We start from the raw sequence: 25,113 nt of genomic DNA on the forward strand, positions 1-25,113 counted from the left end.
GTTAGCCCAAAGGAACGAAAAATCACTTGCTGTCCGGGCAGACGGTGCGTCAAGGTTGGTCGCTGACATGTAGGGGGAAGCGTGGTCGGGCAGTACCGGGGGTTGTTCAAGACGCCTGGGGTCAAGGGCTTCGTCGTCGCCGGGTTCATCGGGCGGATGCCCATGTCCATGCTCGGCATCGGGGTCGTCCTGCTCATCTCCGCGATCACCGGCTCCTACGCCATGGCCGGCGCCGTCGCCGCGACCACCAACGTCTCCTTCGCGATCGCCGCCCCGCTGTCGGGCCGCCTGGTCGACCGGTTCGGCCAGCACCGGGTGATCTTCCCCCTGGCCACCCTCAACGCCCTGTCGCTGGCCTCGCTGATGGTCAGCGCGCGCCTCGGCCTGCCCGACTGGACCCTGTTCGCGAGCGGCTTCGCGGTGGGCGCCACCTCGCTCTCGCTCGGCTCGATGGTCCGGGCTCGGTGGTCCGCCCTGCACGGCGGCTCTGCCAAGCTGCACACCGCGTTCGCGTTCGAGTCGGTGGCCGACGAGGTCATCTTCGTCACCGGACCGGCTCTGGTCACCGTGCTGGCCACGATGGTCAACCCCTATGCCGGGCTCATGGTGGCTCTGGTGTGCATGCTCGGCGGGAGTGTCGCGTTCGCGGTGCAGCGCCGTACCGAACCGCCGGTCCAGCGTGTGCGGGCCGGTCGGGGTTCGCCGATCACCATTCCTGGGATAGCCCTGCTGTCCTGCGTCTACCTGGCGCTCGGCGCGGTGTTCGGGTCGGTCGACCTGATCACCGTCGCCTTCGCCGACGAGCACGGCGTCAAGGGCGCCTCCGGGTTCCTGCTGGCGGCCTTCGCGGGCGGTTCGATGGTGTCGGGGCTCTGGTTCGGCTCGCGGACCTGGCGGATCTCGCTGCGCAGCAGGTTCGTCCGGGCGCTCGGCGTGTTCGTGGTGGGGCTGCTGCCGATCGCGTTCATCAGCGACGTCGGGGTGCTGGCGGTGATGCTGTTCCTGGCCGGGCTGGCGATCTCGCCCACGCTCATCACCGGTTTCTCGCTCACCGAGCGGCTGGTGCCGCCGTCGCTGCTCACCGAGGGCATGGCGTGGATCTCGACGTCCATCGGGTTCGGGGTGGCGCTGGGCGCGTGGGCGGGCGGGCGGCTCACCGAGTCGTTCGGGGCCTCCAGCGCCTACGCGCTGTCGCTGGCCTGCGCCGTCCTCGCCGCCGTCGTGGGCGTCGGAGGTTCGGGTTTGCTGAGACTTCCGGAAGCGCCTTCGCCTGCGAAGAGCTGATCCGCTACGTTCGGGACATCCCTCGCAACAACCTCAACAACTGAAAGCTTAGTTATGTCCCGACATTTCACAGCACTCCTGACACTTGTCTGCGCAGCGGTCACGCTCGCGCCCGCGTCCGCCTCGGCGACGGCCAAGCCGCCGGCCGAGGTGGACTGCACCCAGGTCAAGTGCATCGCCCTGACCTTCGACGACGGACCCGGAAAGTACGCGGGCGCGCTGCTGGACACCCTCAAGAAGTACGACGCCAAGGCGACGTTCTTCCTGGAGGGCCAGTACGTGAAGTCCCGTCCCGCCTTCGCCAAGCGCATGGCGCAGGAGGGGCACGAGCTCGGCAACCACAGCTACAAGCACCCCAACTTCACCGATCTCGAGGCGGGGGCCATCCGGAGCGAGATCAAGAAGACGCAGGACATCATCAAGCAGGTCACCGGCGTCGAGCCGAAGCTGCTGCGCCCGCCGTACGGGCTCAGCGACGTGCCGACCACGGAGGCGGCCACCGAGTTCGGCCTGCCGATCGTCCTGTGGACGGCGGGGTCGCGCGACTGGGCGACCAAGAACGAGGCGGCGATCAAGAAGCAGACGCTGGAGGTCGCCAAGCAGGACGGCATCATCCTGATGCACGACTGGGTGAAGCAGACCGTGGACGCGATGCCGTCCATCGTCAAGACGCTGCAGAGCCGCGGCTACCATCTGGTGACCGTCTCCACCCTGATCAAGCAGCACAACCTGCAGCCGGGCGACGTGTTCCCTGTACCTGACGGCTGGACGTGAGTATCGTTCATGTTTAACTGAACGAACTCCGTAGAAGGGGGCGGCCATGGTCTTCACCAACTGGGCGCGCAACCAGACAGCCACCCCCGCCGAGGTGCGCACGCCCTCCTCCGTCGAGGAGGTCGTGCGCGCCGTCCAGGACGCCGCCCGCGACGGGCGCCGCGTCCGCATGGTCGGCACGGGTCACTCCTTCACCGGGGTGGCCCTCACCGACGGCCTCATGCTCCGCCCCGAAGGGCTCACCGGGATCCGCGACCTCGGCGAGGACACGGTCACCGTGCTCGCGGGCACCCCGCTGCACGTGCTCAACGAGGAACTCGACCGGCGCGGCCTGGCCCTGGCCAACATGGGCGACATCACCGCGCAGACCATCGCCGGGGCGATCCAGACCGGCACCCACGGCACCGGCCGCGACACCGGCGGGCTGGCCGACCAGGTGACCGCCCTCGAACTGGTGCTCGCCGACGGCTCCGTCGCCACCGCCGTCCCCGGCCAGGACCTGTTCGACGCGGCCCGGGTCGGGCTCGGCGCGCTCGGCGTGCTGACCGCCGTGACGCTCCGCGTGGAACCCGCGTTCCTGCTGCACAACGAGCGCAGGACCATGCCGCTGAGCACGATCCTCGACTCGCTCGACGCGATGACCTCGGCCAGCGAGCACCTCGACTTCTTCTGGCTGCCGCACACCGACACCTGCCTGGTCAAACGGAACAACCGGCATCCGGGACCGGCCAGCCCGCCCAGCGCGTTCAAGCACTGGCTGGACAACGTCTTCCTGGAGAACACCGTGTTCGGCGCGGCGTGCGCGCTCGGCGGGCGGTTCCCCGGGATGGTGCCGCGGATCAACGCGGTCTCGGCGATGGCGCTGGGCGAGTCGGCGTCCGTGGACACCTCCTACAAGATCTTCACCTCCGTGCGGGACGTCCGCTTCCTGGAGATGGAGTACGCGGTGCCGCGCGAGCGGCTGGGGCAGGCGCTGCGGGAGACGCGGGATCTCATCGACCGGACAGGATGGATGATCACGTTCCCGGTCGAGGTGCGGGTGACGCCGCCGAGCACCGCCTGGCTGTCGACGGCCTACGGGCGGGACTCCGCCTACATCGCCTGCCACATCTACCGGCCCACCCCCAATCCGGCGTACTTCGAGGGGGTGGAGGAGATCATGACCCGGCTGGACGGGCGCCCACACTGGGGCAAACTGCACACCAGGGACGCGTCCTACCTGTCGAAGGTGTACCCCCGCTGGGAGGACTTCCTGTCCCTCCGCAACCGCCTCGACCCCGGCCGCGTCTTCACCAACGACTACCTCGCCACCGTCCTGGGCCCCTGACTCCCGTACGGCAAGCCAAGGCAGGGCTCCCCCGCGGTCACCGGCTGACGCCCGCCCGCGCCGACGCCACTCGGGCGCGACGGCGGACCGTCACTCTGTGGGAGCGGCGCCCGTCGGCGTGTCAGGCTGAGCCTCGTCGGCCACCTCGGGGTCCACACCGTGCTCCTCCGTCGGCGGCGTGGACGGCTCGGTCGAGGGATCGACCGAGGTGGTCTCCTCCGGCGTGGGCGTCGGGGTCGGCTCCGGCTCCCGGGACGTGGTGGGCGTGGGGGTGGGAGTCGGGGTCGTCGGCGGAGGCGTGACCGGGGCGTCGGTGGTCGGCGCGACGGGAGTCTCGTCGCGGGGCTTCTCGTCCTTCTGCGCGGGCTCGTGCTTCCGCGGCTCCACCTGGCGCGTCTCCGGGTGCCAGGTCTGCGCGACCGTGCGTCCCGCCAGCGCCTCGTACGCCAGGATGCCCCCCATGCTGATCGCGAACACCAGTGCCGTGGCCAGCCCCACCTTGCCCCACGGCAGCCTGCGCGACGGCTCGATCGGCGCCATCACCAGCGTGTCGGACGCCTCGTCCGCGGACTCCTCGCGCACGGTCGCCCGCGCCGCCGTGGCCAGCTCGCCCTCGCCCTCCACCTTGACCGGCGGGTCGGCCCGGTCCCGCCAGGCGATCACGGCGTGCTGCTTGAGCTGCTCGCCCGTCCGCTTCAGGTAGTGGGTGTAGATCGCGTTCCCCACGGTGCTGGCGACGCTCGCCACCGCGGCGCCGATCACCGTTCCCGCCACTCCGAGGTACGACGCGGCGACCGCGGCGGTCACCGCGGCCAGCGCGCCCCCTGCTATCTGCGGCACGCTCAGCTCGAACTTGCGCGGCTCGCCGCTCATCCCCCGGATCAGTCCTCTCTTGTCACGCGGTCGGTAAAGAGCTTCCTCGTGAATAGACGCGACTGCGTGTCCTGTTGTTCCTGTGAGCTGTGCGACAGGCAGATTCGTGGCTCGTGTCCCGCCGATTCGGCCTGCCCGCCGTCTACACCGCCGCGGCCCTGGCCACTGCCGTGACCACCGTGGCCTCTCTCGCCCTCACGCCCGCCTCGGGCATCGCCGCGCGCGCCGATCCCGACGAGCCGGTCAGGCCGTACATCGTCACCGCGAAGAGCCGCGCCGACGCCCGCCTGCTGGTGCGTGAGGCGCGCTGGCGGGTGCGGCGCTACTACACCGCGGCGCTCCCCGGCTTCGCCTCCTGGCTCACCGCGCGCGAGGCCGCCGAACTGCGCACCGACGCCAGGGTCCGCTCCCTCGAACCCGACCGGCGGGTACACCCCCAGCGCGCCTGGGGCCCGGCCCGCCTCGACGCGCGCGTCCTCCCCCTCGACGGCCGCGTCCGCGCCTCCGCCACCGGCAGGGGCGTCACCGTGTACGTCGTGGACAGCGGCGTCGAGGCCGGGCACGCCGAGTTCGGCGACCGGGCGTGGCGCGCGTTCGACGCGACCGGCGGCGACGGCTCCGACTGCACCGGCCACGGAACCCAGGTGGCGGGCATCGCCGCGGGCGGCACACACGGCGTGGCGCCGGGCGCGCGGGTCGCCTCCGTGCGGGTACTGGGCTGCCAGGGCTGGGGCAGCCTGTCGGACGTGATCGCCGGCGTCGACTGGGTGCGCGGGCACGCGCGCGGCCCCGCCGTCGCGAACCTGTCCATCGGCGGCGACGACTCCCCCGCCCTGGACCGAGCTGTCCGGAACCTGGCCCGCGCGGGCGTGTTCGTGGTGGCCGCCGCGGGCAACGACGGCACCGACGCCTGCCTGACCTCCCCCGCCGGAGCGCGCGGGGTCTTCACCGTGGCCGCCCCCCACGCGTCCGGGGCCGCCGCCCTCTATCTGGAGTCCCATGTGGGCGCCAGACCATCAACTCTCGCGTCTTGGCTGAAGTCCACCGCGACGCGTGGCGAGATTCGTCAGAATCCGTCGAGGACCTCTAACCTCCTGCAGCACACCGGCAGGCTCTGAATCAGGATGGAATCGACAAATGTGACCGGCGTCACATCGCCCCGGGGCTATCCCATGAAGGCGATGTTCGGACATGCCGGGTACGGTGCTGGCAGGCAACCGGCACACGCGAGAGACTCAAGGGTCCGGGGGAAGATTGAGCACGCTGACGAAGGGACTCGCATGCAGGAGCTCCGACTCGTCGCGGTGAGTGAGGACGGCACCTACCTCGTGCTGGCGACTGCCGGACGGGGTACGCGCTTCACACTCCCCGTGGACGACCGGCTCCGTGCTGCCGTCCGCGGCAACTTCTCCCGTCTCGGCCAGTACGAGATCGAAGTGGAGAGTCCGTTGCGCCCCAAGGAGATCCAGGCTCGCATACGCGCTGGAGAGACCGCGGAGGAGATCGCCGCTACCGCGGGAATTCCAGTCGAGCGGGTCCGCTGGTTCGAGGGCCCCGTGCTCCAGGAACGGGAGTACGTGGCCCAGCAGGCGCAGCGCGTCGCCGTGCGCATGCCCGGCGAGTCCTCTCCCGGGCCGACCCTGGGCGAGCTGGTCGCCGAGCGGCTGACCAGGCGCGGCGTCCCCGCCGACGAGATCGACTGGGACTCCGCCAAGCGCGACGACGGCCTGTGGCGGGTCAAGCTCGGCTACGTGTGGAACGGTCATACGCGACACGCCGAATGGCTGTTCGATCCGCGCCGCCGCCACGTCACCCCGCACGACGACGAGTCCATGCGCCTGTCGGCGGCCGACTTCGACCCCGCACCACCGGTCGAGGACACCATCGTGACCCCGTTCGCCCCCCGGGTGGCCAAGCTCCAGCCGGTCCCCCCGCTGGTCAGCGAGCCTCTGATGCAGCCCCCGGTCCCATTCCCTTCCGTACGGCAGGAGCCCGACTACCCCGCCGCCCGCGACTACCCCCGCACCACCGACCAGCCGTCCCGCGACCAGCCGTCCCGCGAGCCCGGCGCGCCCGCCGCATGGTCGCCGGAGCCCGGGGGGTCGCGGTCGTTCGAGGGGGGAGCGCCGCGTTCGTTCGACGGCGGGCCGCCCCGGTCGTTCGAGCCCGGGGGGGCACCTCGGTCGTTCGAGCCCGGCGGGTCCAGGTCGTTCGACGGGTCCCGGCGCGGGCTTGACACTCCACCCTCCCGCACGGACGGCTTCCCGCGCACCGCGGACAGCCAGCCACGCACCTCCGACGGCCACTCTCGGGCTGCGGACAGCACCCACCAGCGCACCCAGGACGGCCCCTACCGAGCGCCGGAGAACCAGCCGCGTGTGGCGGACGGGTCTTACCGCCCTGGGGACAACCCGTCGCGTGCGGCAGACGGTCCCTACCGGGCGGCGGACGACGCGCCGCGCGACACGAACGCGCCCTACCGTCCTGCGACGGACACCACTCACACAACGGACGCCGGTCGCGGGACGGACGCCAGTCGAGAGGTGGATGCGGGTCGCGACCTGGGCGGCAGTCGGGAAGTGGATGCCGGTCGTGGGGCTGCGACGTGGGCGGCAGAGGGGGATCGGGCGACCGAGTCCGGACAGCCCTCCTCCGCGTGGACTCCCGACTTCGACTCCTCACGGACTGCCGAGTCTCCAGTCGGTGCGGCTTCGGAGTCCGCCAGCGCTGTGGACAAGCCCGCTGGTGCGGAAGCCGGTGCTCCGGGTACGTCCCCCCTTGGGACGGCCCCCGTGGAGGCGGCTAAGGATGCGGCGGGAGCCGTACAGCGTGGTGAGGACGGCACCAGCGAGGCTTCCACCTCAGCCGTCACCGAGGTGTCCGCCTCAGCTACCACTGAGGCTTCCACCTCGGCCGCGCCCGCGCCTCTCACAACCTCAGCCGAAACCTCCACACCTACCGCTCTCCCAGCTCCAGCCGGGACCGCCGCACCCCATGCAACCGCGCCCCTGAGTGAGGCTCCCGCGCCCAACGCGCCCGCGCCCGCGAACGAGGCCCCCACACTCAGCGCGACCACGCTCGCGACGGAAGCTCCCGCGAACGAGGCTCAAACACCCCCTGGTGCGCCCTCGGCCGCCGCCGCCGCCGCGCCCGCCGCTGGCGGGCCTGCACCTGCGGCTGAGGTTCCCGTGCCCGCTGCCTCGTCTACGCCCGCCGTGCCTGCGACGGTGGAGGCGCTGGTCAGCGAGTCGGGCAAGGCTGTGCAAGGCGACGGGACCTCAGAGGTGCCCCAGGCTTCGCCTGGAGACGAGCCCCCGAAGGCGGACAAGGCCGCAGTGGAGGCATCGGCGGCCGACGGAACGCCTCTGGCCGACAAGCCGCAGGCAGCCAGCCCGCAGGAGCCTGCCCCAACGCCAGTCCAGGCGGCCAACGAGGTCGCCACCTCCGCCGAGGCGACAGCCCCCGCAGCCCAGTCGGCCACCCCCGGAACCGAGTCGGCCACCCTGGCGGCCCCTGCGACTCAGCCTGTCGTGACCACACCCGCCGCGCCCGCGAACGCGTCGACCGCCTCGGCAGCCGAAGCGGCACCGCCCGCTGGCGAAGCGGCCACAGCCTCGACCGAGGCTGCACCACATGCGGACGGGGTGGCTGCCACCTCCGCCGACGCTGCATCGTCTTCAGACGAGGCGGCTGCTGCCTCAACCGGAGAAGCGGCATCTGTGGTCGCCGCCTCCTCACCCGAGGCGACTGCACCCGTCCAGGAAGCCGCCGTCGCCTCAACGGGGGCGACAGCGCCCGGGGTTGAAGCGGCTGCCGCCTCAACCTCGGCGGCACCCGCGAACGAAACGGTCCCGACTCCCACCGAGGCGGCAACGCCTGGGGGCGAAACGACCGACTCTTCCGCTTCGGCGGCCACGCTTGCGAGCGAACCAACTGGCGCCTCCGCCTCAGCGGCACCCGCGAAGGAAACGGCCGCGGCCGGGGCGGCAGTGCCTGCGGCTGAGGCGGACGTCGCCTCGGCTGCGGCGGCTTCTGCGAAGGAGGCGGCCGTTGGGTCGGCTGAGGTGGTAGCGCCTGTGGGCGAAGGAGTGGTTCCGGCAGACGAGGCGGCATCCCCCACCGCCGCGCCTCCCGCGCCCGAAGCGGAGGCCCCCGTGGCCGAGGCGGCGGTTCCTGCGGCGAGGGTCAGTGCGGAAGAAGGTGGAAAGGACGATGACAAGGGGACGAAGGATGCTGAGCCGGTGAACGAGACGCCCGTACAGGAACCGAAGAAGACACCCGAGCCCCCCTCCCCTGTCCCCGTCCCGTCGCCGCCTCCGGCCCCGGCGGCCCGGCAGGCCAAGAAGGGTGCCAGGGGTCGCCGCGCCTCGGTGCCCACCTGGGACGAGATCATGTTCGGCGCCCGCCGCCAGGACTGACGCCGTAACCGGCAATGAGGGGCGGCTCCCACCGGGGCCGCCCCTCTCGCCTTCCCGGACCCACTACGCCTCAGCACGCACCGCCAACCCAGCACACGCCAATGCCCAGAGGCCAGCACCAGTTCGATCAGCGTGCGCCCCGCCTGCTCGGCGCCTTCAGACGACGCACGGCTGCGTCGGATGTCGGCGGATCAGCTGCGGAACGGGGTCAGCCAGTGGGGGTGACCTCAGCGGGAAAGGCGACGGACTGATCAGGTGCGGAACGGGGTGAGCCAGTCGGGGGTGACCTCGGTGGGGAAGGCGACGGACTGGTCTTCGGAGACGTCGATGGCCTCGTAACCGCCCTTGCCCGCGCCGACGCCCACGATCAGCGTGAGCACCCCGGCGCGGCGCTGGAACCAGGTCTGGCGGAGGCGCCAGCCCACCACCGCGCGCCTCTCGATGACGGCCTGGGCCCGGCGGACGGAACCGGACCGCACGGACAGGCGGCGGCCGTCGTAGCCGTGCCCGAGGGAGCGGTAGCGGTCGAGGCCGAGCGGTACGCCCAGTCCCGCCAGGATGAGCGCGGCGATCGCGGGGATCCACCAGAGGGGTTGCGCCGTGACCCAGGCGGCCAGGGCGGCGGCGAGCGCGAGGACGAGCCACGGGACGATCGCCCGGAAGAGCCTGCGGTTGCGCGCGACGGGCGGGTGGGGGCGCAGGGGTGCGGTGAACGGCCCCACGGCGTTGTCGGTGACCTCGTGGGCCACGGGCCTGGGCACGACGGGCAGGAGTTGTCCACGGGTCTCGGAGTCGCCCAGTCCGGTCACGATGGCCCAGGTCCTGGCGACGCCCTTCCAGCGTTCGGCCAGGGAGTCGACGATCTCGTAGCCGCGTACCCGTCTGGCTTCCAGGGAGACGCTGCGTCTGGTGACGAGGCCGCGTTCGGCGACCAGGTAGCCGCCGCGCTCCTTGAGGGTGAAGTCCCAGTTGAACACGGCGTACATGACGACGCCGACGAACGGCATCGCGACGACCAGCAGGACCGCGGCCACCAGCAGCAGGTAGGGCCGTTCCCAGAGCCACTGGCCGGCACTCACCGCCAGGTCCCCGCCGAGGCCGAGCTCGTTGCCCCACTGGAACGACAGCCCGATGGCGCCCCCGGCGAGCGCGAAGGGGGTGAGCAGGTAGGCGCCGGAGAGCGGCCCGTAGGCGAGCCAGGTCCGCGGCACCTTGAAGATCACCCGCTCCTCGGGCTCCTCGCCACCCGGAACATCGCCCACACCCGCCGAGGCGGCGGAAGGCCCGGCACCCGATGTGACCGCACCCGACTCGGCGCCCGGCGAAGGCGTGCCGGGTGAGGCGGTCGGGTCACCGGGCGGTGCCGTACCAAGGGCCGTTGGGAGCGGAGTGTGGGCGGCGCGGGCGCGGCGGAGGAGGACGGATTTGAGGCGTTCGGCCTCCTGGACGGTGACGCCGTCGAGTTCGCCCTCCTCGGTCCCTTTTCCGCCGGCCCCCGTGTCGATCTTCACCACCGACAGGCCGAGCAGGCGGTGCATCGGCGGGGTGGACACGTCGACGCCCCTGATGCGTTCCAGCGGGATCGTCCGCACGGACCTGCTGACCAGCGAGCGCCGGATCTCCAGCCGGTCCCCCACGATCTCGTAGTTGAACGTCGCCCACCGCAGCACCGCGAACACGACCGTCGCGAGCACCCCGAACGCCGCGAAGGCGTAGGACCGCACCGAGAACCCGCCCACCAGCAGCACGCCCACGAGCGGCACGATGAGCGAGGGCAGCATCTTCACGGGGGCGATGAGCAGCACCTTGGGGTGCAGTTTCCGCGGCGCGGACGTGGCGATCTCCGGGACCTCGCTCATGTGGCGTCGTCTCTGAGCTCCTCGGCGCGGCGGGCGAGTCTCTCGGCCAGTTCCGCGGCCACCAGGTAGTCGAGCCCCTTGATCGTGGACGATCCGGAGTGCGAGGCGGTACGGATCTCCAGCGTGGCCAGCCCGAGCATCCGCTCGAACCACCCCTGCGCCTTGTCCACGGTCTGGATGCGGCTCACCGGGACGAACACCCACTCCCTGGTCAGAAAGCCCGAACGAGCGAACACCACATCCGCCGAAAGCTCCCACCGATGGACGGCGTACCGCACGAACGGCTCGGCCACCAGCGGCGGCGTGGCCAGCACGAGCACCCCGGCGACCAGCAGCCAGGAGTTGCCCGACAGCCACTCCGGCAGCCACGACCAGCTCGGAATCCACCTCGCCAGCAGCACGGCCCCACTCACCAGCAGGACGAAGCCGACCAGCGCCTCCAGCAGCCACAGCTTGACGGCCTTGGGCGAGACGCGGTTCTCCGGGTCGCGTAGCGGGCCGGTGGCCACGGCCGGGGGCGCGGTGTTGCTTGGCTCGCTCACATGCCCAGCTTAGAAGCCCGGGGAGGGCGCCGTGTCAGCGAGCTGTCAGCGGCATCCGTTCGCGTGTGCGAAAACTGTCAGTGCCGTACGCCAAGGTGGGGGAAAACACGAAGGGACAAGGGCATGCACAATGCGATCCAGGCAGAGGGCCTGGTCAAACGCTATGGCGAGACGAAGGCCCTGGACGGGGTCGACCTGGTGGTGCCGCAGGGGCGCCTGCTCGGCGTGCTGGGGCCCAACGGGGCAGGGAAGACGACGGCGGTGCGCATCCTGGCCACGCTGCTCCGCCCGGACGCGGGCCGCGCCACCGTCAACGGCTTCGACGTGCAGCGCCAGGCGCATCAGGTGCGCACGCTGATCGGGCTGACGGGGCAGTACGCGGCGGTCGACGAGATGCTCACCGGCGTGGAGAACCTGCTGATGATCGGCAGGCTGCTGGGCCTGTCCAGGAGCGCGGCGCGGGCGCGGGCGGATGAGCTGCTGAGGCGGTTCGACCTGGCCGACGCGGGCGGCCGGGCCACCAAGACCTACTCGGGCGGCATGCGCAGGCGTCTCGACCTGGCGGCGAGCCTGGTGGGCCGGCCGCAGGTGCTGTTCCTGGACGAGCCGACGACGGGCCTGGACCCGCGCAGCCGTACCGAGCTGTGGGGTGTGGTGCGCGGGCTGATGGCCGACGGGGTGACGGTGCTGCTGACCACCCAGTATCTGGAGGAGGCGGACCAGCTCGCCGACGACATCGTGGTGTTCGACCACGGCAGGGTGATCGCCTCGGGCACCTCCGACCAGCTCAAGTCGACCACGGGCGCGCAGGTGCTCGAGGTCAGGCCGCTGCAGGAGGGGCATCTCGACCTGGTGGTGCAGGTGGTCACCGACGTGGTCGGCGAGGCGCCGGAGGTGTCGGGCGGCCGGGCCACGGCGGCGGTGCGCGACCCGGCGGTGGTTCCGGCGATCGTGCGGCGTCTCGACGACCTCGGGGTGGTCGCCTCGGAGCTGACGCTGCGCAAGTCGAGCCTCGACGAGGTGTTCCTGGCGCTCACCGGCCACCGGGCCGAGGACGAGCCGAGCGACGAGAAGCAGGAGGTGCTCGTATGACCGCGCTGACGACCGTGACCGCGCCGGTGGCCAGGCGGCCGACCGCGGGCGCCACCGTGCGGCAGACGATGACGCTGGCCTGGCGCAGCCTGGTGCAGATCAAGCACAACCCGTGGGAGCTGCTCGACCTGAGCATCCAGCCCATCATGTTCCTGGTGCTGTTCACCTATGTGTTCGGCGGCGCGATCTCGGGCTCGACCGGCGACTACCTGCAGTTCGCGCTGCCGGGCCTGCTGGTGCAGAACGCCCTGTTCTACACGCTGTCCACGGCGATCGGCCTCAACACCGACATCACCAAGGGCGTGTTCGACCGGCTGCGCAGCCTGCCGATCGCGCGTACGGCGCCGCTGTCGGGGCGGATCATCGCCGACACCTTCAAGCAGATGTGGGCGTTCGCGCTGCTGGTCGGGTTCGGCATGATCCTGGGCTTCAGGGTGACGACCAGTGTGGTGGGCCTGCTGGGGGCGCTGGCGCTGCTGGTGGTCGTGGCGCTGGCCATGTCCTGGATGTCGGTCCTGATCGGGCTCAAGGCGTCCAGCCCGGAGAAGGTGCAGATGATCGCCTTCTCCACGATGATGCCGCTGACCTTCACCAGCAGCGCGCTGGTGCCCTCGGCGACCTTCCCCGGCTGGCTGCAGGCCTGGTCCGACGTCAACCCGGTGACCCACCTGGCCGACGCGATCCGCGGCCTGATGATCGGCGGCGAGGTGGCCGGGCCCGTGCTCGTGTCGCTGCTGTGGGCGGCCGGATTCATGATCGTGTTCGCCCCGCTGGCGATCAGGGTCTTCCGCAGCCGCGCCTGACCCCGGCCGTGCGCGACAGGGACCGGTCAGGCGGGGGCGTGACCGAGCAGGGCGGGGCGGGTGAGGGCGTGAGCGAGCTGGGCTGGTCAGGCGGGGGCCTGGCCCAGCTGGGCGCGGGCCAGGGCGAGCACCTCCGGGCAGGTGAGGTGGCGGCCCGCGTCGAGGTGGCGGGCGAACTCGCCGGGGCCGAGCGCGGACAGCGCGGCCTCTGTGGCCCGCACATGGTCCCACTCGACCACCACGGCGACCCCGCGGAATGTCTCGGCCCCGCCGAGCAGCGTCGCCGCCTCCCCGGCCCGGCCCTCGGCCAGGCACACCGCGGCGCAGGCGATCAGCATCGCCCCGATGAGCTGGGAGTCCTTGGTCTCCAGCGCCTGGTCCATAGCCAGCAGGATCAGCGGCCTGGCCTGCTCCGGATCCCCTTCCTGCACGGCGAGCAGCCCGAGGGAGGAGTTGAGGGCGCACAGCATGTGCGACGGCACACCCGTGGTGTCCTCCAGCAGGCCCACCGCCTCCGCGTAGAGCCTGCGGGCCTCGGCCAGGTCGCCGTCGTGCCGGGCGAACTCGCCCCTGGCGCCGATCACCCCGGCCTCGCCGATCCGGTCGCCGGTGCCGGTGACGATCTCCGCGATCTCCCGCAGAATCCCCTCGGCCTCCTCCCGATGCCCGGCCAGGTCCAGGCCGAGAGCGAGGCGGGCGCGCAGGTAGGGGGTGTCCTCCAGCGAGCCGAGGTCCTCGATCACGCCCAGCGCCTCGCGCATCACCTCGATGGCCTGCTTGGACTCGCCCCTGAGGAAGTAGGCGTCGGCGAGCGTGCTGAGGGAGGTGCCGATGCCCCACCGGTCCCCCACCGCCCGGAACCCCTCGGCCGCCGCGAGCGCGGCCCGCTCCGACTCGCCGATCAGGCCGTCGTTGTAGTCCATCAGCGACCGGAACAGGTGGCCCGCGGCGACCACCCAGGGGTCGGCGTGGGTGAGCATCTCCTCCGGGAACACCTCGCCGTCCAGCGCCTGCTCCCCGCCGAACAGCACGAGCATCGGCCGGGCGATCGCGACCAGGGGATGCCGATCGGCACCCGGTTCCCCCGCCAGCAGCGCCCCCAGGGACACCGTCGCCTGGCGGGCCCGCTCCAGCGAGGCGATCGCGTCGTCGTTCGGCAGCGCCGCCCCGATCGCGGTGATCGCGTAGACGGCCTGCGCGAGCGCGACCCGCGCGGAGTCCGCGCCGGGATCCGTCGTGGTGAGGACCTCGTGGGTGCGGGCGGCTCCTTCGAGGCGGTTGCCGCGCAGCCACCAGTACCAGCCGAGCGCGCCGACCAGCCGCAGCGCCAGGTCGGTGGCGCGGGTGTCGGTCGCCCAGCGCAACGCGGACGACAGGTTGTCGTGCTCGGCGGCCATCGCGGCCAGCACGCCGAGCTGCTCGCCGCGGCGCAGCCCCGGGTCGGCGGCCTCGGCCAGCTCGGTGAAGTAGAGGGCGTGCGCGTGCCGGACGACCTGGTCCTCGGCAGCTTCGGAAAGGCGTTCGGTGGCGTAGGCGCGGATGGTGTCGAGCATCCGGTAGCGCCCGGCGTCGAAGACGACGAGGGATTTGTCCACCAGCCTGGCCAGGACGTCGAGCACGTCGGCCGGCGCGAGTTCGCGTGCCTCGGTGTCCGGGAGGGCCGCGAGGGAGCAGACGCGTTCGGCGGCGGCGAGGGTGGCGCCGTCCGAGAACGCCGCCAGCCGTCTGGCCAGCGCCCTCTCGTCCTCCTCCAGCAGATCCCAGCTCCACTCGACGACCGCGCGCAGCGTCTGGTGGCGGGGCAGCGCCGTACGGCTGCCGCCGGTCAGCAGTCGGAAGCGGTCGTTCAGCCGGTCGGCGATCTGCTGTGTGGACAGCGAGCGCAGCCTGGCGGCGGCCAGCTCGATGGCCAGCGGCATGCCGTCGAGTTCGCGGCAGATCCTGGCCACGGCCGCTGCCTCTCCCTCGACCTGGTAGCCGGGCCGGGCGGCGGCGGCGCGGTCGGCGAACAGCCGTACCGCCGGGGAGGCGGTCAGTTCGCGTGGATCGGCTCCGGCGGGTGGCAGCGCGAGCGGGGGCAGGGTCCAGGTGATCTCGCCGGTGATGCCCAGGGGTTCGCGACTGGTGGCCAGGACGCGTACGCCGGGGCAGTCGGCCAGGATGCGGTCGACCAGGCGGGCGGCGTGCTCGACGACGTGCTCGCAGTTGTCCAGCACGAGCAGCAGCCGCCGCCCGGCCAGTGCTCTGACCAGGCGGTCGACCGGGTCCTGCGGCAGGCTTCCGCCGATCGGGCTGGGCAGGTTGTCGCGTACGTCCAGCGCGTTGACGACCGCCTGCGTCACCCCCGCCGCGTCACTCGTGGGCGCGAGTTCGGCCAGCCACGCCCCGCCGGCGGGGCCGTCCATGAGCGCGGCCGACTCCACGGCGAGGCGCGTCTTTCCCGCGCCGCCCGCGCCGAGCAGGGTGACCAGGCGGTGGCGTTCGAGCAGGGTGGTGGTGCGGGCGACGTCCTCCTCGCGGCCGACGAAGCTGGTCAGCCTGGCCCGCAGGTTGCCCTTGGCCGGGGCGGGCTCGCGGCGCAGCATGGACAGGTGCAGCTCGGCCAGCTCGGGCGAGGGGTCGGCGCCGAGTTCCTCGGCGAAGATCGCGCGGGCCTGCTCGTAGGCGGCGAGCGCCTCGACCTGGCGGCCCGTGCCGTACAGCGCCCTCATGTGCTGGCCGTGCAGGCGTTCGCGCAGCGGGTGCCCGGCGAGCAGCGCCGGCAGCTCGGCCAGGACCTCGGCGTGGCGGCCGAGGCGCAGGTCGGCCTCGACCCGGTCCTCGGTGGCGGCCAGCCGCAGCCCGGCCAGCCGGGTGATCTCGGGGGCGACGACCGGGATGTCGCCCAGCTCGCCCGGCCCACGCCACAGCGCCAGCGCCTCCCGGAGGGTGCCGGCCGCGGTCTCCGCGTCACCGGCCGCGAGCGCGGCCCTGCCTTCCGCGGCGAGTACGGCGAAGCGGCGCGCGTCCACCTGCTCCGGCCCGGCGCACAACCGGTAGCCCGAAGGGTCGGCGACGACCAGTTGGCGTACAGGATTGTTTCCGCCCGCCGCGAGGGCCGCGCGCAATCGGGAGACGAGGGCCTGCAGCGCGTTGCCGACGGCGCCGGGCGGGCGGTCGTCCCAGATTCCGGCGGTCAGCGTCTCGAAGGGGACGGTCCGGCCGGCATCGAGTATCAGCAGGCTGAGCAAGGTGCGCACGCGGTGCCCGGGGATCTCGACGGGGCGGCCGTCTCGGCGGACTTCGAGGGGGCCGAGAATCGCGAAGGTCATGCTTGTGTCCAACCTCACCCCCTCCATGTCTAGATTCTGCCGGATTTCGGGTCGTTTCCGAGCCACCGAACCTCCCGAACCGGTCGGCGCACCGCCGATACCCGCGTAGCATCATCCGGCATGGGGCAGCTGACCACGTCAACGCGCGCAGGGCGCGTCGCCGTCATGATGACGGCGGCAGCGCTGACGTTCGGCGTGGCCGGCTGCGGGTTCGCCTCCTCGGAGGCGACGGTGATCGCGGAGATCAATGTCTCCAGCCCGCAACTGCGTGACGAGGCGCCTCTGCCCGCCGACTACTCCTGCAAGAAGCCGCCGGGTGTGAGCCCGCCGCTGCGTTGGTCGAGCGAACCCCTGCCCAGGGCCAAGTCGATCGCGATCGTGGCCGACAACAGCGCTCCCTCCGAATCCGCCGTGCACTGGGTGCTGTACAACATCGACCCGCGTACGACGGAGCTGGGCGAGGACGCGGCGTCGAGTCCGCCTGACGACAGCGGTCAGGCCCGCGTCACCGGCGGGAAGGCCGGCTACGAAGCACCGTGCTCGCCGACGGGCAACTACCGTTTCACCGTCTACGCGCTGAGCGGCAGGGTCGATGTCAAGGAGGGCGCCCCCCTCCCCGAGATCCTCAAGAAGATCGCTGACCAGACCATCGCGCGCGGGCGTCTCACGGCGGTGCACATCGAGTGATGATGTGATCGCTGCACGTAGTGGTACTTACCAAATCTTCACTTAGGGTGTGACAACGCTCGTAGTGGTCCGACACAATCAGATCCAATTGTTGTGCGTTGGTGATCAAAGGGGGCAGATCGCGTCGATGGCCGCGCGATCTCACCGGCGCCGCTGGCAGGCCATGGCCTTGAGGGTGGTGCAATGACTGCGGTCGTATTGAGCCTCGTCGCCGTCGTGCTCCTCGTGCTCGTTGTCGTGGCACTGGGCATGCGGTCGATGAACAATCGGGAGAGCTCCCTTGATCCGGAGCGACTCAAGGCGCTGGCCGAGCGCGATGAGCAGACGCAGACCAGATCCACGGACCAGTTCGCGGCTGCCGAGCCGCGGATGAACAGCTTCAGCCCCGACTTCAGCCCGATCGACGAGCATCGGCAGCCCAAGCCCGTACGCACCGGCCAGCGCGGCAAACGCGGCGTGGACGAGTGGGGCACCCCGTCGGGCGAAGACGACGACGAGGCGTTCTGGGCGAACATCCGCAACGACGCCGAAGAGGGCGGTTTCGGCGCCGGCGGCACGGTCGCCGCCAGGAAGGGCGCGAGCCGTCCGGTGGCCTCCGAGCCGGCCGCCGCCACGGGCGACCCGCACGCCACGACCGTCCAGGCCGCCCTGCCGCCGCGCCCCGCCGCGCCCCCCGTGCCCGCTCCCGCCGCCGCCTCGGCGGGCCTCGCCGACCTCATGGAACCCGCCAAGCGGCCCGCGCCCGCCACCTCCGAGCTGGCCGACCAGCGCACGGTGACCTTCGCCGCGCCGACACCCGACGTGCTGAGCATCCTGAGCGGCGGCGCCCAGACGACGCCGCAGCAGCGGCCCGCCAGCACGGTGAGCTCCTTCCCCGCCGCGCAACCCGGCAGCGGATCCTTCCCCGCGGTGAACGCCGCGGGCAGCGGATCCTTCCCCGCCGTCAGCCCCACCCCGATCCACGGCGCGCCCACCAGTGACCCGTTCCCCGCCGCCTACACGAACGCGGCCGACCCGCTGGAGTCCACCTGGCAGGCCCAGCCGCCCGCCGCCCCGGCCACCGCCTCCGGCTCCTGGCCGGCCTCCCCGTCCCCCGACATACTGGATGATCCGGGCCCCTCGACGGGCTCCTCCTGGCCCGCCTTCGAGGCCCCCGTCCGCGAGCCCGCCTACCCCGCCTCCTACGAGGTGCGCTCGGGCTGGGCGGCGATCGACGACTCCGACGCGCTGACCGGCCCGACGCCGGCGAGCTCCACGCCGACCGCTCCCACCAGGGCGGTGCCGGCCTACGACGACCTGCTGTCGGCGCCGAGCGAGGCGTACTCCTATGGCCCCCCGGCCACTCCTGCGGCTCCCGCCGCCTGGCCCGAGCCCCCCGCGGCCAACGCGAGCTGGCCGTCGTACGGCGAGATGTACGGCACCCCCGAGGCGGGCGCCCAGAACGGCCAGCGCGGCGGTCACCACCGGCCGACTCCCGAGCAGGAGTACCCCGACTACTACCGGTGATGATGATCTGGTAAAAGCCTCAGAAATCGCCTAAGAGAGTGGTCCAGACGTCGTAGAGTCTGGCATATGACGCCGGACACTCAGAGTAGCGGCGCCAGTACACGGCGTCGCCTCCCCTCGGTTCTCAAACACGACCTGCTCGCCTCGCTGGTCGTCTTCCTCGTGGCCGTCCCGCTGTCCCTGGGGGTCGCGGTCGCCTCCGGAGCCCCGCTGGTGTCGGGGCTGATCGCCGCGGTGGTCGGCGGAATCGTGGCAGGGCTGCTGGGCGGCTCGGCCGTCCAGGTGAGTGGGCCCGCGGCCGGGTTGACGCTGGTCGTCGCGGACCTCGTGCACACCTACGGCTGGCGCGCGACCTGCATGATCACCCTGTTCGCCGGAGTCGTGCAGCTCTTCCTCGGCGCGTTCCGGGCGGCCAGGGCGGCGCTCGCCGTCTCCCCCGCCGTGGTGCACGGCATGCTGGCCGGCGTCGGCGTGGTGATCGCGCTGTCCCAGCTCCACGTGGTGCTCGGCGGCACGCCGCAGCGCTCGGCCGTCGACAACCTGCTCGAACTGCCCGGCCAGATCATCGGCCATCAGGGCCACGCCACCCTCACCGGCTTGCTGACCATCGCCGTCCTGGTGATCTGGACCCGCCTGCCGAAGAAGGTCAAGACGGTGCCCGCCCCGCTCGTCGCGCTGCTGACCGCCTCCCTCGCCGCCGCCGCCCTCGACTGGGACGTCACCTATGTCGACCTGAGCGTCAGTTTCACCGACTGGGCGCCGCCGATCCTGCCCTCCGGTGACTGGCACGGCATCGTGAGCGCGGTCCTGCTGGTCGCCCTGCTGGCCGGCGTCGAGTCGCTGCTCTGCTCGGTGGCCGTGGACGGGCAGCACGACGGCCCGCGCGCGGACCTGGACCGGGAGCTGACCGGCCAGGGCACGGCCAACGTGATCAGCGGCCTGCTCGGCGGCCTGCCGGTCGCCGGGGTGATCGTGCGCAGCACCGCGAACGTCAAGGCGGGCGCGCGCAGCCGCTGGTCGACCGTCCTGCACGGGGTGTGGGTGCTGCTCTTCGCGCTCTGCTTCGGCTGGGCGATCATGCTGGTGCCGATGGAGGCGCTGGCCGCGCTGCTGGTGTTCATCGGCGTCCAGATGGTCAACCTGGGTCACATCAGGAAGGTGCACGGCCACGGTGATGTGCCGATCTACCTCGTCACGATGGCGGGCGTGGTGCTGCTGGGCCTGGCCGAGGGGGTGCTGTTCGGGCTGGGCCTGGCCGTACTGTTCGCGTTGCGCCGGCTGACCCGGGTCACCGTGCACGCGCGTCAGGAGCCGGACGGCCGCACGCACGTGACCGTCACCGGTTCGCTCACCTTCCTCGGCGTGCCCCGGCTCACCGACGAGCTGCGCACCATCCCGCCGGGCGTCCCCGTGGACCTCGACCTGAACATCGACTTCATGGACAACGCCGCCTTCGAGGCCCTGCACTCCTGGCGGCTGCGGCACGAGCAGAGCGGCGGCAGCGTCGACATCGACGAGATCCACGACGAGTGGTACGCGATGGCGGCCAGCGGCGTCCGCATGTTCCCCGCCAAGTCGCCGCCGAAGACGCCCGACCGCTGGTGGCTGCCGTGGGCGCACCGCAGGCACCGCCGACGGCCGGCTCGTGAGCTGGTGCCCGCGCAGGGCGGGCCGGCCGCAATCGAATGCCAGCTCACCACGGGCGCGCGCGAGTTCCACCGGCGTACGGCCCCGCTGGTGCGGCCCATCTTCACCGAGCTGGCGAACAAGCAGCAGCCCACCCACCTGTTCATCACCTGCGCCGACTCGCGGATCATCCCCAGCCTGATCACCGCCAGCGGGCCGGGCGACCTGTTCACCGTGCGCAACATCGGCAACCTCGTGCCCCGGCACGGCTCGCCGCACAGCGACGACTCCGTGGTGGCCGCCATCGAGTACGCCACGCAGGTGCTGGGCGTACGGACGATCACCGTATGCGGGCACTCCGGGTGCGGCGCGATGGCCGGGCTGCTCAGCGCCGGGGTCCGGGCGGGCGGCCTGCCCGGTCTGCGGCGCTGGCTGCGGCACGGCAACCACAGCCTGGCCAGGTTCATCGCGACCGACGCCGACGGGAGTGAGCAGGGGCCGCTCGACCGGCTGTGCCGGGTGAACGTGATCCAGCAGTTGGAGAACCTGCGCACCTATCCGAAGGTGGACCGGCAGGTCCGGGAGGGGCGGCTGGAGCTGGTGGGGCTGTACTTCGACATCGGGTCGGCGCGGGTGCACATGCTGTCGGCTCCTACGCTCTCGGTGAAGCCATGAGGGGTATCGCGTGCCGTACCCGAAGAATGCAGGTATGAGAGTTCTGGTTATCGGAGGTTCGGCGTTTCTCGGGCGCGCGGTCGTCGAGGAGGCGCTTCGCAGGGGGCATGAGGTCACCACGTTCAACAGGGGGCGCAGCGGCGAGGATCTGCCGGGGGTGGAGGCGGTGCGCGGCGACCGGGAGGTCGGCGCGGATCTGGCTCGGCTCGTCGAGGGGCGTCACTGGGACCTGGTGGTGGACACGTCCGGCTATGTACCGCGGGTGGTGGGCGACTCGGTGCGCGCCCTGTCCGGACACGCGGGGACCTATGCCTTCATCTCCACCATCTCCGCCGTCGCCGGTTTCCCCGAGAAGCCGGTCTCAGAGGAGTCCGGGCTGCAGGAGTGCCCGCCGGACGCCGGGCCCGACTTCGCGGACGGCGACTACGGGGTGTTGAAGGCCGGGTGCGAGCGAGCCGTCGAACAGGGCTTCGACGGCAACGCGCTGATCATCCAGCCCGGTCTCATCCTCGGCCCGCACGAGAACGTCGCCCGCCTGCCCTGGTGGCTGACCAGGATCTCGCGCGGCGGCCAGGTCCTGGCGCCCGGCGACCCGTACGTGCCCATGCAGCTCATCGACGCCCGGGACATCGCGATCTTCACGCTCGACCGGGCCGGCACCAGCGACCGCTTCATCGTCACCGGGCCGGAGGGGAACGCGACCTACGGCGGTTGGCTGGAGATGTGCCGGGAGGTCACCGGGTCCGACGCGGAGTTCGTCTGGGTGGACGACGCCTTCCTGCTGGAGCGTGAGGTGGACGTATGGTTCGAGTTGCCGTTGTGGGCACCGGCCGCACCGGAGACGTCCAGCTTCTGGCGGGCTTCGACGGCCAAGGCGGAGCGGGCCGGGCTGCGGTGCCGGCCGGTGGCCGAGACGGTCGCGGACACATGGGAGTGGTTGCGCCACATCCCGGTGGAGTCCCGGGTCTTCGGGGCGAAGCGGGAGCACGGCATCGCGGCGGACAAGGAAGCGGCGATCCTGGCTGAATGGGCTGCCCGTTCTGTGGATTCCTCCACAGAACGGGAGGGCGGGGCGCACTAGCGTCATCGGTGCCGCAGGCGGTCATTCGACCCCCGGACACCGCCTGCCGGCACGGTCCTCACTCCCAGGGGCCGAGGGGCGGAGGCGTCGGCGCCTCCGCCCCATCACGCGGACCTATTGCGGGAACCAGCAGCGCTTCGGCACCCATCGGGACATACCCCGCGGCCAGGAAGGCTCTGACGCTGGCGGCGTTGCCCGGCGCGATCTGCGCCCACAGGGGCCCGGGGGCCAGGTGCCGCGCGGCGCGGGCGAGCGCCCGGCCGGCCCCGCGCCCCTGGTGCTCGACCTCGACCTCGACCGCGACCTCCCACCGCCCCGCCACCCCGCGCCCGAGCACCACCACTCCGGCTTCCCCCGCCCACACCCGCACGTCGTCCCGATGCGACCGGGCCCGCTCCACCCGCGGATGCCCGCTGTCGGTGATCTCCCGCAACGCCACAGGCACCCCACCCTCCAGCGGTACGGCCAGCGCCAGCATGTCCACGTTGTCCACCCTGCGCCCCGTCTCCTTCTCCAGCGCGTTGAGAAAGGGCGGGTTGAGCGGAGCGGACAGGTCGTCGCCGGGAAGGTGCCCGCTGATCCAGTCCGGATCGACGTCAGCGAAGATCACATTGTGAGCCGTGAAGGCGATGACCCCGGCGTCCCTGGGCGAGGGTTGCGGGAGGATCGTCGGCCCACCTCCCGGGACCGGCATCACCCCGTTGGCCGCCTGAGCGAGCAGTTCCGCCAGCACACCCATCCCTCCAAATCGTCAAGAACTCCTGACGCGTCAAGGTATCTTGACGGCATGAGCATCGTCTTCAGCGACATCCCCGGCCACGAGGGTTTCGCCGCCCCCGTCCTCGCCGACGGCACACTGTCGCAGACCTCGGCGGCCTTCGTACAGAACTGCTTCGGCTACCAGGCGGCCTGCTCCTGCGGCTGGACCCACAGCCGCCGGTACCCGCCGACCCCCGAAGGCGCCAAGTCCGCCGAGGACCAGTGGTACCGGCACGCCCAGCCCCTCCTCGCGCTCGCCCCGCCGAGCTGGGTCGTCGTCAAGGCCGACCTGCTCTGCCAGGAGGTGGCCCGCGTGGTCCAGGAACGCCCGCGGGCGGCGCTGTCCCTGCTGGCCCGGGTGGACTCCTGGCAGCGCGCGCTCACCCAGCAGGCGGTCGCCGCCGCCCGAAGCGAGGGCGCGTCCTGGGCCGACATCGGCACCGCCCTCGGCATCTCCAAGCAGGCCGCCCACGAACGCTTCCGCGATTCAGACGTCTCCGGATAACGATTGGCAACGCTTTGACGACGCCTTGATACCGGTCCTGTCAGCCGGGCGCGAAGGACTGGTAGCGTCCCACGCCAAGAGCTCGTCCAGCCTTCCCCTCAACTGGACGCGACGGAGCCCCGGCCGCCACCGCCTTGGCCGCCGGGGCTCCTCCATGTCACTTATCGGCGCCCACCGTCATACCCTCGATAATCCGGCTGCCCAGCCAGATGTAAACGATGATGATCGGCAGCACCACGATGACGACGCCGGCGAACAGACCGCCCCAGTTCGACGTGTACTGCATGGTCTGATAAAGGCCGAGTAATGCCTGCGGCAGGGTGTACTTGTCGTTCTCCACGATGAGCATCAGGGCGAGGAGGGTCTCGTTCCACAGGCTGACCACCGTGAGGATGAGTGCGGTGATCAGGCCTGGCTGGGCCAGTGGGAGCATGATTGTGGCGAATATGCGCAGTCCGCCGGCTCCGTCGAGAGCGGCCGCCTCCTCCATTTCAGGAGGCAGCGTTCGGAAGAAGCCGGTCAGCAGAAATATGCTGAAGGGCAGCGACATGGCCACGTAGATGACGTAGAGGCTGATGCGGTCGTCCCACCAACCGAACGTGTCGCTGAATATCAGCGACACGTTCTGCATGAGGACGAAGATGGGAATGATCGCGGCCTGGAGCGGTATGCCCATGCCGACGGCGAAGAAGGTGGTCAGTGGCCCGGCCGAACGCATGTCGCGGCGGCTCAGCATGTACGCGGCTGGAGCTGAGAGGGCGATCGTGGTGACTGACGCTGCCGCGACGATGACGAGCGAGTTGATGAAGCCTTCGCCCATCTGCGACACGCTCCACGCGCTCTCATAGTTGGCCCATTGCGGGCTGGCCGGGAGCTTGAGCGGTGCGTCGAAGACTTCACGGCTGCTTTTCAGCGACGTGAACGCGATCCAGGCGAACAGGAAGACGTTGAATGCGGCCCACAGCCACACGAGGCTGCGTGCCGTACGGACCAGAAATTTACTCATCAGAACGTCACCGCCTCGCGGTGCATGACCCGCCGTATCAGCACGACCAGAACGACGATCAGCACCACCATGGCGACACCCATCGCGGACCCATAACCCATTTGGTATGCCGGATTACGGCCGCCCATTGTCATCACGAACTGGTAGATCGGTACTGTGCGCGCCTGCTCGGGTGGAGCGTCGGTGGTGCCGGTGAAGGCGTAGACGAACTCGAAGATCTTCAGCGAGTTGATGACCCAGAGCACCGCGGAGATGGCGACGACGTCCCAGCTCAGCGGCAATGTCACGTACCACCACTGCTGAAATTTGTTCGCGCCCGCCAACTCGCTGTCCTCATAGAAGTACCCCGGGATCCGGTCAGCGCTGGCCATGAGCAGCATGACATAGAAGCCGGCGGTGACCCACACGATGCCGACCAGGATGGTGGCGAACAGGCGGTCCGGCGACAGCCAGGGCTTGGCGAGCGACGAGAGGCCCACTCCTCGCAGCCCGGTGTTGACCAGGCCGTTCGGGTCCAGGAGAAGTCCCAGCCCCACACCGATGGCTATCGGCGAAATGATGTAGGGAAGGAACAGCAGCGCTTGCAGGCCCTTGCGGAACTTCATTTCACGGAGAACCGCGCTGATCACGAAGGCCAGGACGAAGATGGCCACGCCGCAGACGACCAGGATCTTCAGGGAGTTGCCGAACGCGGTCATGAAAGCGGTGTCGTTCCACAGGCGCACATAGTTTCGCGTGCCGACGAACCGCATCTGGTCCCCGGAGCCGCGCCACGACTGGAAGCTGATCCAGATGCCGGTCAGTGCCGGGCCGAAGAAGAGCGTCAGGTACACCACGAGGGCCGGTGCGACGAACGGCCAGTACAGCTTTCTGCGCTGCCGGCTCAGGGCACCGACCTGCTTCGGTGGGGCCGATCTCCGGGAGGAGCCTGAGGTCTGGGCGGCGGCAGCGCCACCGCCGCCCGCGATGTTGTCGCTCATGAGCG

19 protein-coding genes are annotated in these 25,113 nt (G+C 71.2%); 12 read left to right on the plus strand and 7 right to left on the minus strand.

What is annotated here, in order from left to right; genetic code table 11:
• The first annotated feature begins 81 nt into the window (after window positions 1-81).
• Genes ABZ911_RS19825 through ABZ911_RS19835 form a run of 3 tightly spaced genes read left to right on the plus strand, consistent with a single transcriptional unit; the run spans window position 82 to window position 3,385 of the window.
• The gene (locus ABZ911_RS19825) at window positions 82-1,284 is read left to right on the plus strand and encodes an MFS transporter (protein WP_358057307.1); all 1,203 of its coding nucleotides are present in this window, start codon (window positions 82-84) and stop codon (window positions 1,282-1,284) included.
• A 54-nt stretch (window positions 1,285-1,338) separates the two neighbouring features.
• Window positions 1,339-2,058 carry a polysaccharide deacetylase family protein gene (locus ABZ911_RS19830; RefSeq protein WP_358057310.1) on the plus strand — a complete coding sequence of 240 codons (720 nt, stop codon included), beginning with the start codon at window positions 1,339-1,341 and terminating at the stop codon, window positions 2,056-2,058.
• A 46-nt stretch (window positions 2,059-2,104) separates the two neighbouring features.
• A complete protein-coding gene (locus ABZ911_RS19835; RefSeq protein WP_358057313.1) occupies window positions 2,105-3,385 on the plus strand; it encodes a D-arabinono-1,4-lactone oxidase in 1,281 nt (426 codons plus the stop codon).
• Between the two features lie 90 nt (window positions 3,386-3,475).
• Here ABZ911_RS19835 and ABZ911_RS19840 read toward each other — a convergent pair whose 3' ends face one another.
• Window positions 3,476-4,258 (minus strand): hypothetical protein, encoded by a 783-nt coding sequence (locus ABZ911_RS19840; RefSeq protein ID WP_358057316.1) that lies wholly within the window; start codon window positions 4,256-4,258, stop codon window positions 3,476-3,478.
• Between the two features lie 113 nt (window positions 4,259-4,371).
• On the opposite strand from ABZ911_RS19840, the gene ABZ911_RS19845 reads away from it, so the two are divergent.
• Both ABZ911_RS19845 and sepH read left to right on the plus strand, forming a co-directional pair.
• Window positions 4,372-5,376 (plus strand): S8 family serine peptidase, encoded by a 1,005-nt coding sequence (locus tag ABZ911_RS19845; protein WP_358057319.1) that lies wholly within the window; start codon window positions 4,372-4,374, stop codon window positions 5,374-5,376.
• A 162-nt stretch (window positions 5,377-5,538) separates the two neighbouring features.
• Window positions 5,539-8,676, plus strand: a complete 3,138-nt coding sequence (gene sepH / locus ABZ911_RS19850; RefSeq protein WP_358057322.1) for a septation protein SepH — start codon at window positions 5,539-5,541, stop codon at window positions 8,674-8,676.
• Between the two features lie 251 nt (window positions 8,677-8,927).
• Here sepH and ABZ911_RS19855 read toward each other — a convergent pair whose 3' ends face one another.
• Together ABZ911_RS19855 and ABZ911_RS19860 are read right to left on the minus strand one after the other, a co-directional pair.
• Window positions 8,928-10,535, minus strand: coding sequence for a PH domain-containing protein (locus ABZ911_RS19855; RefSeq protein ID WP_358057325.1), 1,608 nt, complete (start codon window positions 10,533-10,535; stop codon window positions 8,928-8,930).
• Window positions 10,532-11,077, minus strand: a complete 546-nt coding sequence (locus tag ABZ911_RS19860) for a PH domain-containing protein (protein ID WP_358057328.1) — start codon at window positions 11,075-11,077, stop codon at window positions 10,532-10,534. Before ABZ911_RS19860 ends, ABZ911_RS19855 begins: the two co-directional genes overlap by 4 nt.
• 123 nt (window positions 11,078-11,200) lie before the next feature.
• On the opposite strand from ABZ911_RS19860, the gene ABZ911_RS19865 reads away from it, so the two are divergent.
• Entirely contained in the window at window positions 11,201-12,169 is a 969-nt protein-coding gene (locus ABZ911_RS19865; protein ID WP_358057331.1) for an ATP-binding cassette domain-containing protein, read from the plus strand.
• Window positions 12,166-12,972: an ABC transporter permease gene (locus ABZ911_RS19870; protein WP_358057334.1), complete on the plus strand. Its 807-nt coding sequence runs from the start codon at window positions 12,166-12,168 to the stop codon at window positions 12,970-12,972. Before ABZ911_RS19865 ends, ABZ911_RS19870 begins: the two co-directional genes overlap by 4 nt.
• 86 nt (window positions 12,973-13,058) lie before the next feature.
• On the opposite strand, the gene ABZ911_RS19875 is transcribed toward ABZ911_RS19870, so the two are convergent.
• Entirely contained in the window at window positions 13,059-16,283 is a 3,225-nt protein-coding gene (locus ABZ911_RS19875) for a BTAD domain-containing putative transcriptional regulator (protein ID WP_358057336.1), read from the minus strand.
• 120 nt (window positions 16,284-16,403) lie between these two features.
• On the opposite strand from ABZ911_RS19875, the gene ABZ911_RS19880 reads away from it, so the two are divergent.
• The 4 genes from ABZ911_RS19880 to ABZ911_RS19895 all read left to right on the plus strand — a co-directional run bounded on the left by ABZ911_RS19880 (window position 16,404) and on the right by ABZ911_RS19895 (window position 21,858).
• Window positions 16,404-16,970 (plus strand): YbhB/YbcL family Raf kinase inhibitor-like protein, encoded by a 567-nt coding sequence (locus tag ABZ911_RS19880; RefSeq protein ID WP_358057339.1) that lies wholly within the window; start codon window positions 16,404-16,406, stop codon window positions 16,968-16,970.
• Window positions 16,971-17,153: 183 nt separating this feature from the next.
• Window positions 17,154-18,476, plus strand: coding sequence for a hypothetical protein (locus ABZ911_RS19885; RefSeq protein WP_358057346.1), 1,323 nt, complete (start codon window positions 17,154-17,156; stop codon window positions 18,474-18,476).
• A gap of 66 nt (window positions 18,477-18,542) precedes the next feature.
• Window positions 18,543-20,777, plus strand: coding sequence for a bifunctional SulP family inorganic anion transporter/carbonic anhydrase (locus tag ABZ911_RS19890; RefSeq protein WP_358057349.1), 2,235 nt, complete (start codon window positions 18,543-18,545; stop codon window positions 20,775-20,777).
• Window positions 20,778-20,811: 34 nt separating this feature from the next.
• Window positions 20,812-21,858 carry an NAD-dependent epimerase/dehydratase family protein gene (locus ABZ911_RS19895; protein WP_358057352.1) on the plus strand — a complete coding sequence of 349 codons (1,047 nt, stop codon included), beginning with the start codon at window positions 20,812-20,814 and terminating at the stop codon, window positions 21,856-21,858.
• 58 nt (window positions 21,859-21,916) lie between these two features.
• On the opposite strand, the gene ABZ911_RS19900 is transcribed toward ABZ911_RS19895, so the two are convergent.
• The gene (locus ABZ911_RS19900; RefSeq protein ID WP_358057355.1) at window positions 21,917-22,597 is read right to left on the minus strand and encodes a GNAT family N-acetyltransferase; all 681 of its coding nucleotides are present in this window, start codon (window positions 22,595-22,597) and stop codon (window positions 21,917-21,919) included.
• 48 nt (window positions 22,598-22,645) lie between these two features.
• On the opposite strand from ABZ911_RS19900, the gene ABZ911_RS19905 reads away from it, so the two are divergent.
• A complete protein-coding gene (locus tag ABZ911_RS19905; protein ID WP_358057358.1) occupies window positions 22,646-23,122 on the plus strand; it encodes a hypothetical protein in 477 nt (158 codons plus the stop codon).
• 157 nt (window positions 23,123-23,279) lie between these two features.
• On the opposite strand, the gene ABZ911_RS19910 is transcribed toward ABZ911_RS19905, so the two are convergent.
• Together ABZ911_RS19910 and ABZ911_RS19915 are read right to left on the minus strand one after the other, a co-directional pair.
• Window positions 23,280-24,128: a carbohydrate ABC transporter permease gene (locus ABZ911_RS19910; protein ID WP_358057360.1), complete on the minus strand. Its 849-nt coding sequence runs from the start codon at window positions 24,126-24,128 to the stop codon at window positions 23,280-23,282.
• Window positions 24,128-25,108 (minus strand): sugar ABC transporter permease, encoded by a 981-nt coding sequence (locus ABZ911_RS19915; RefSeq protein ID WP_358057363.1) that lies wholly within the window; start codon window positions 25,106-25,108, stop codon window positions 24,128-24,130. Before ABZ911_RS19915 ends, ABZ911_RS19910 begins: the two co-directional genes overlap by 1 nt.
• Between the last annotated feature and the right edge of the window lie 5 nt (window positions 25,109-25,113).

Origin of the sequence: Nonomuraea sp. NPDC046570, assembly GCF_040645915.1 — a bacterium.
In the GTDB taxonomy this organism is placed as follows: domain Bacteria; phylum Actinomycetota; class Actinomycetes; order Streptosporangiales; family Streptosporangiaceae; genus Nonomuraea.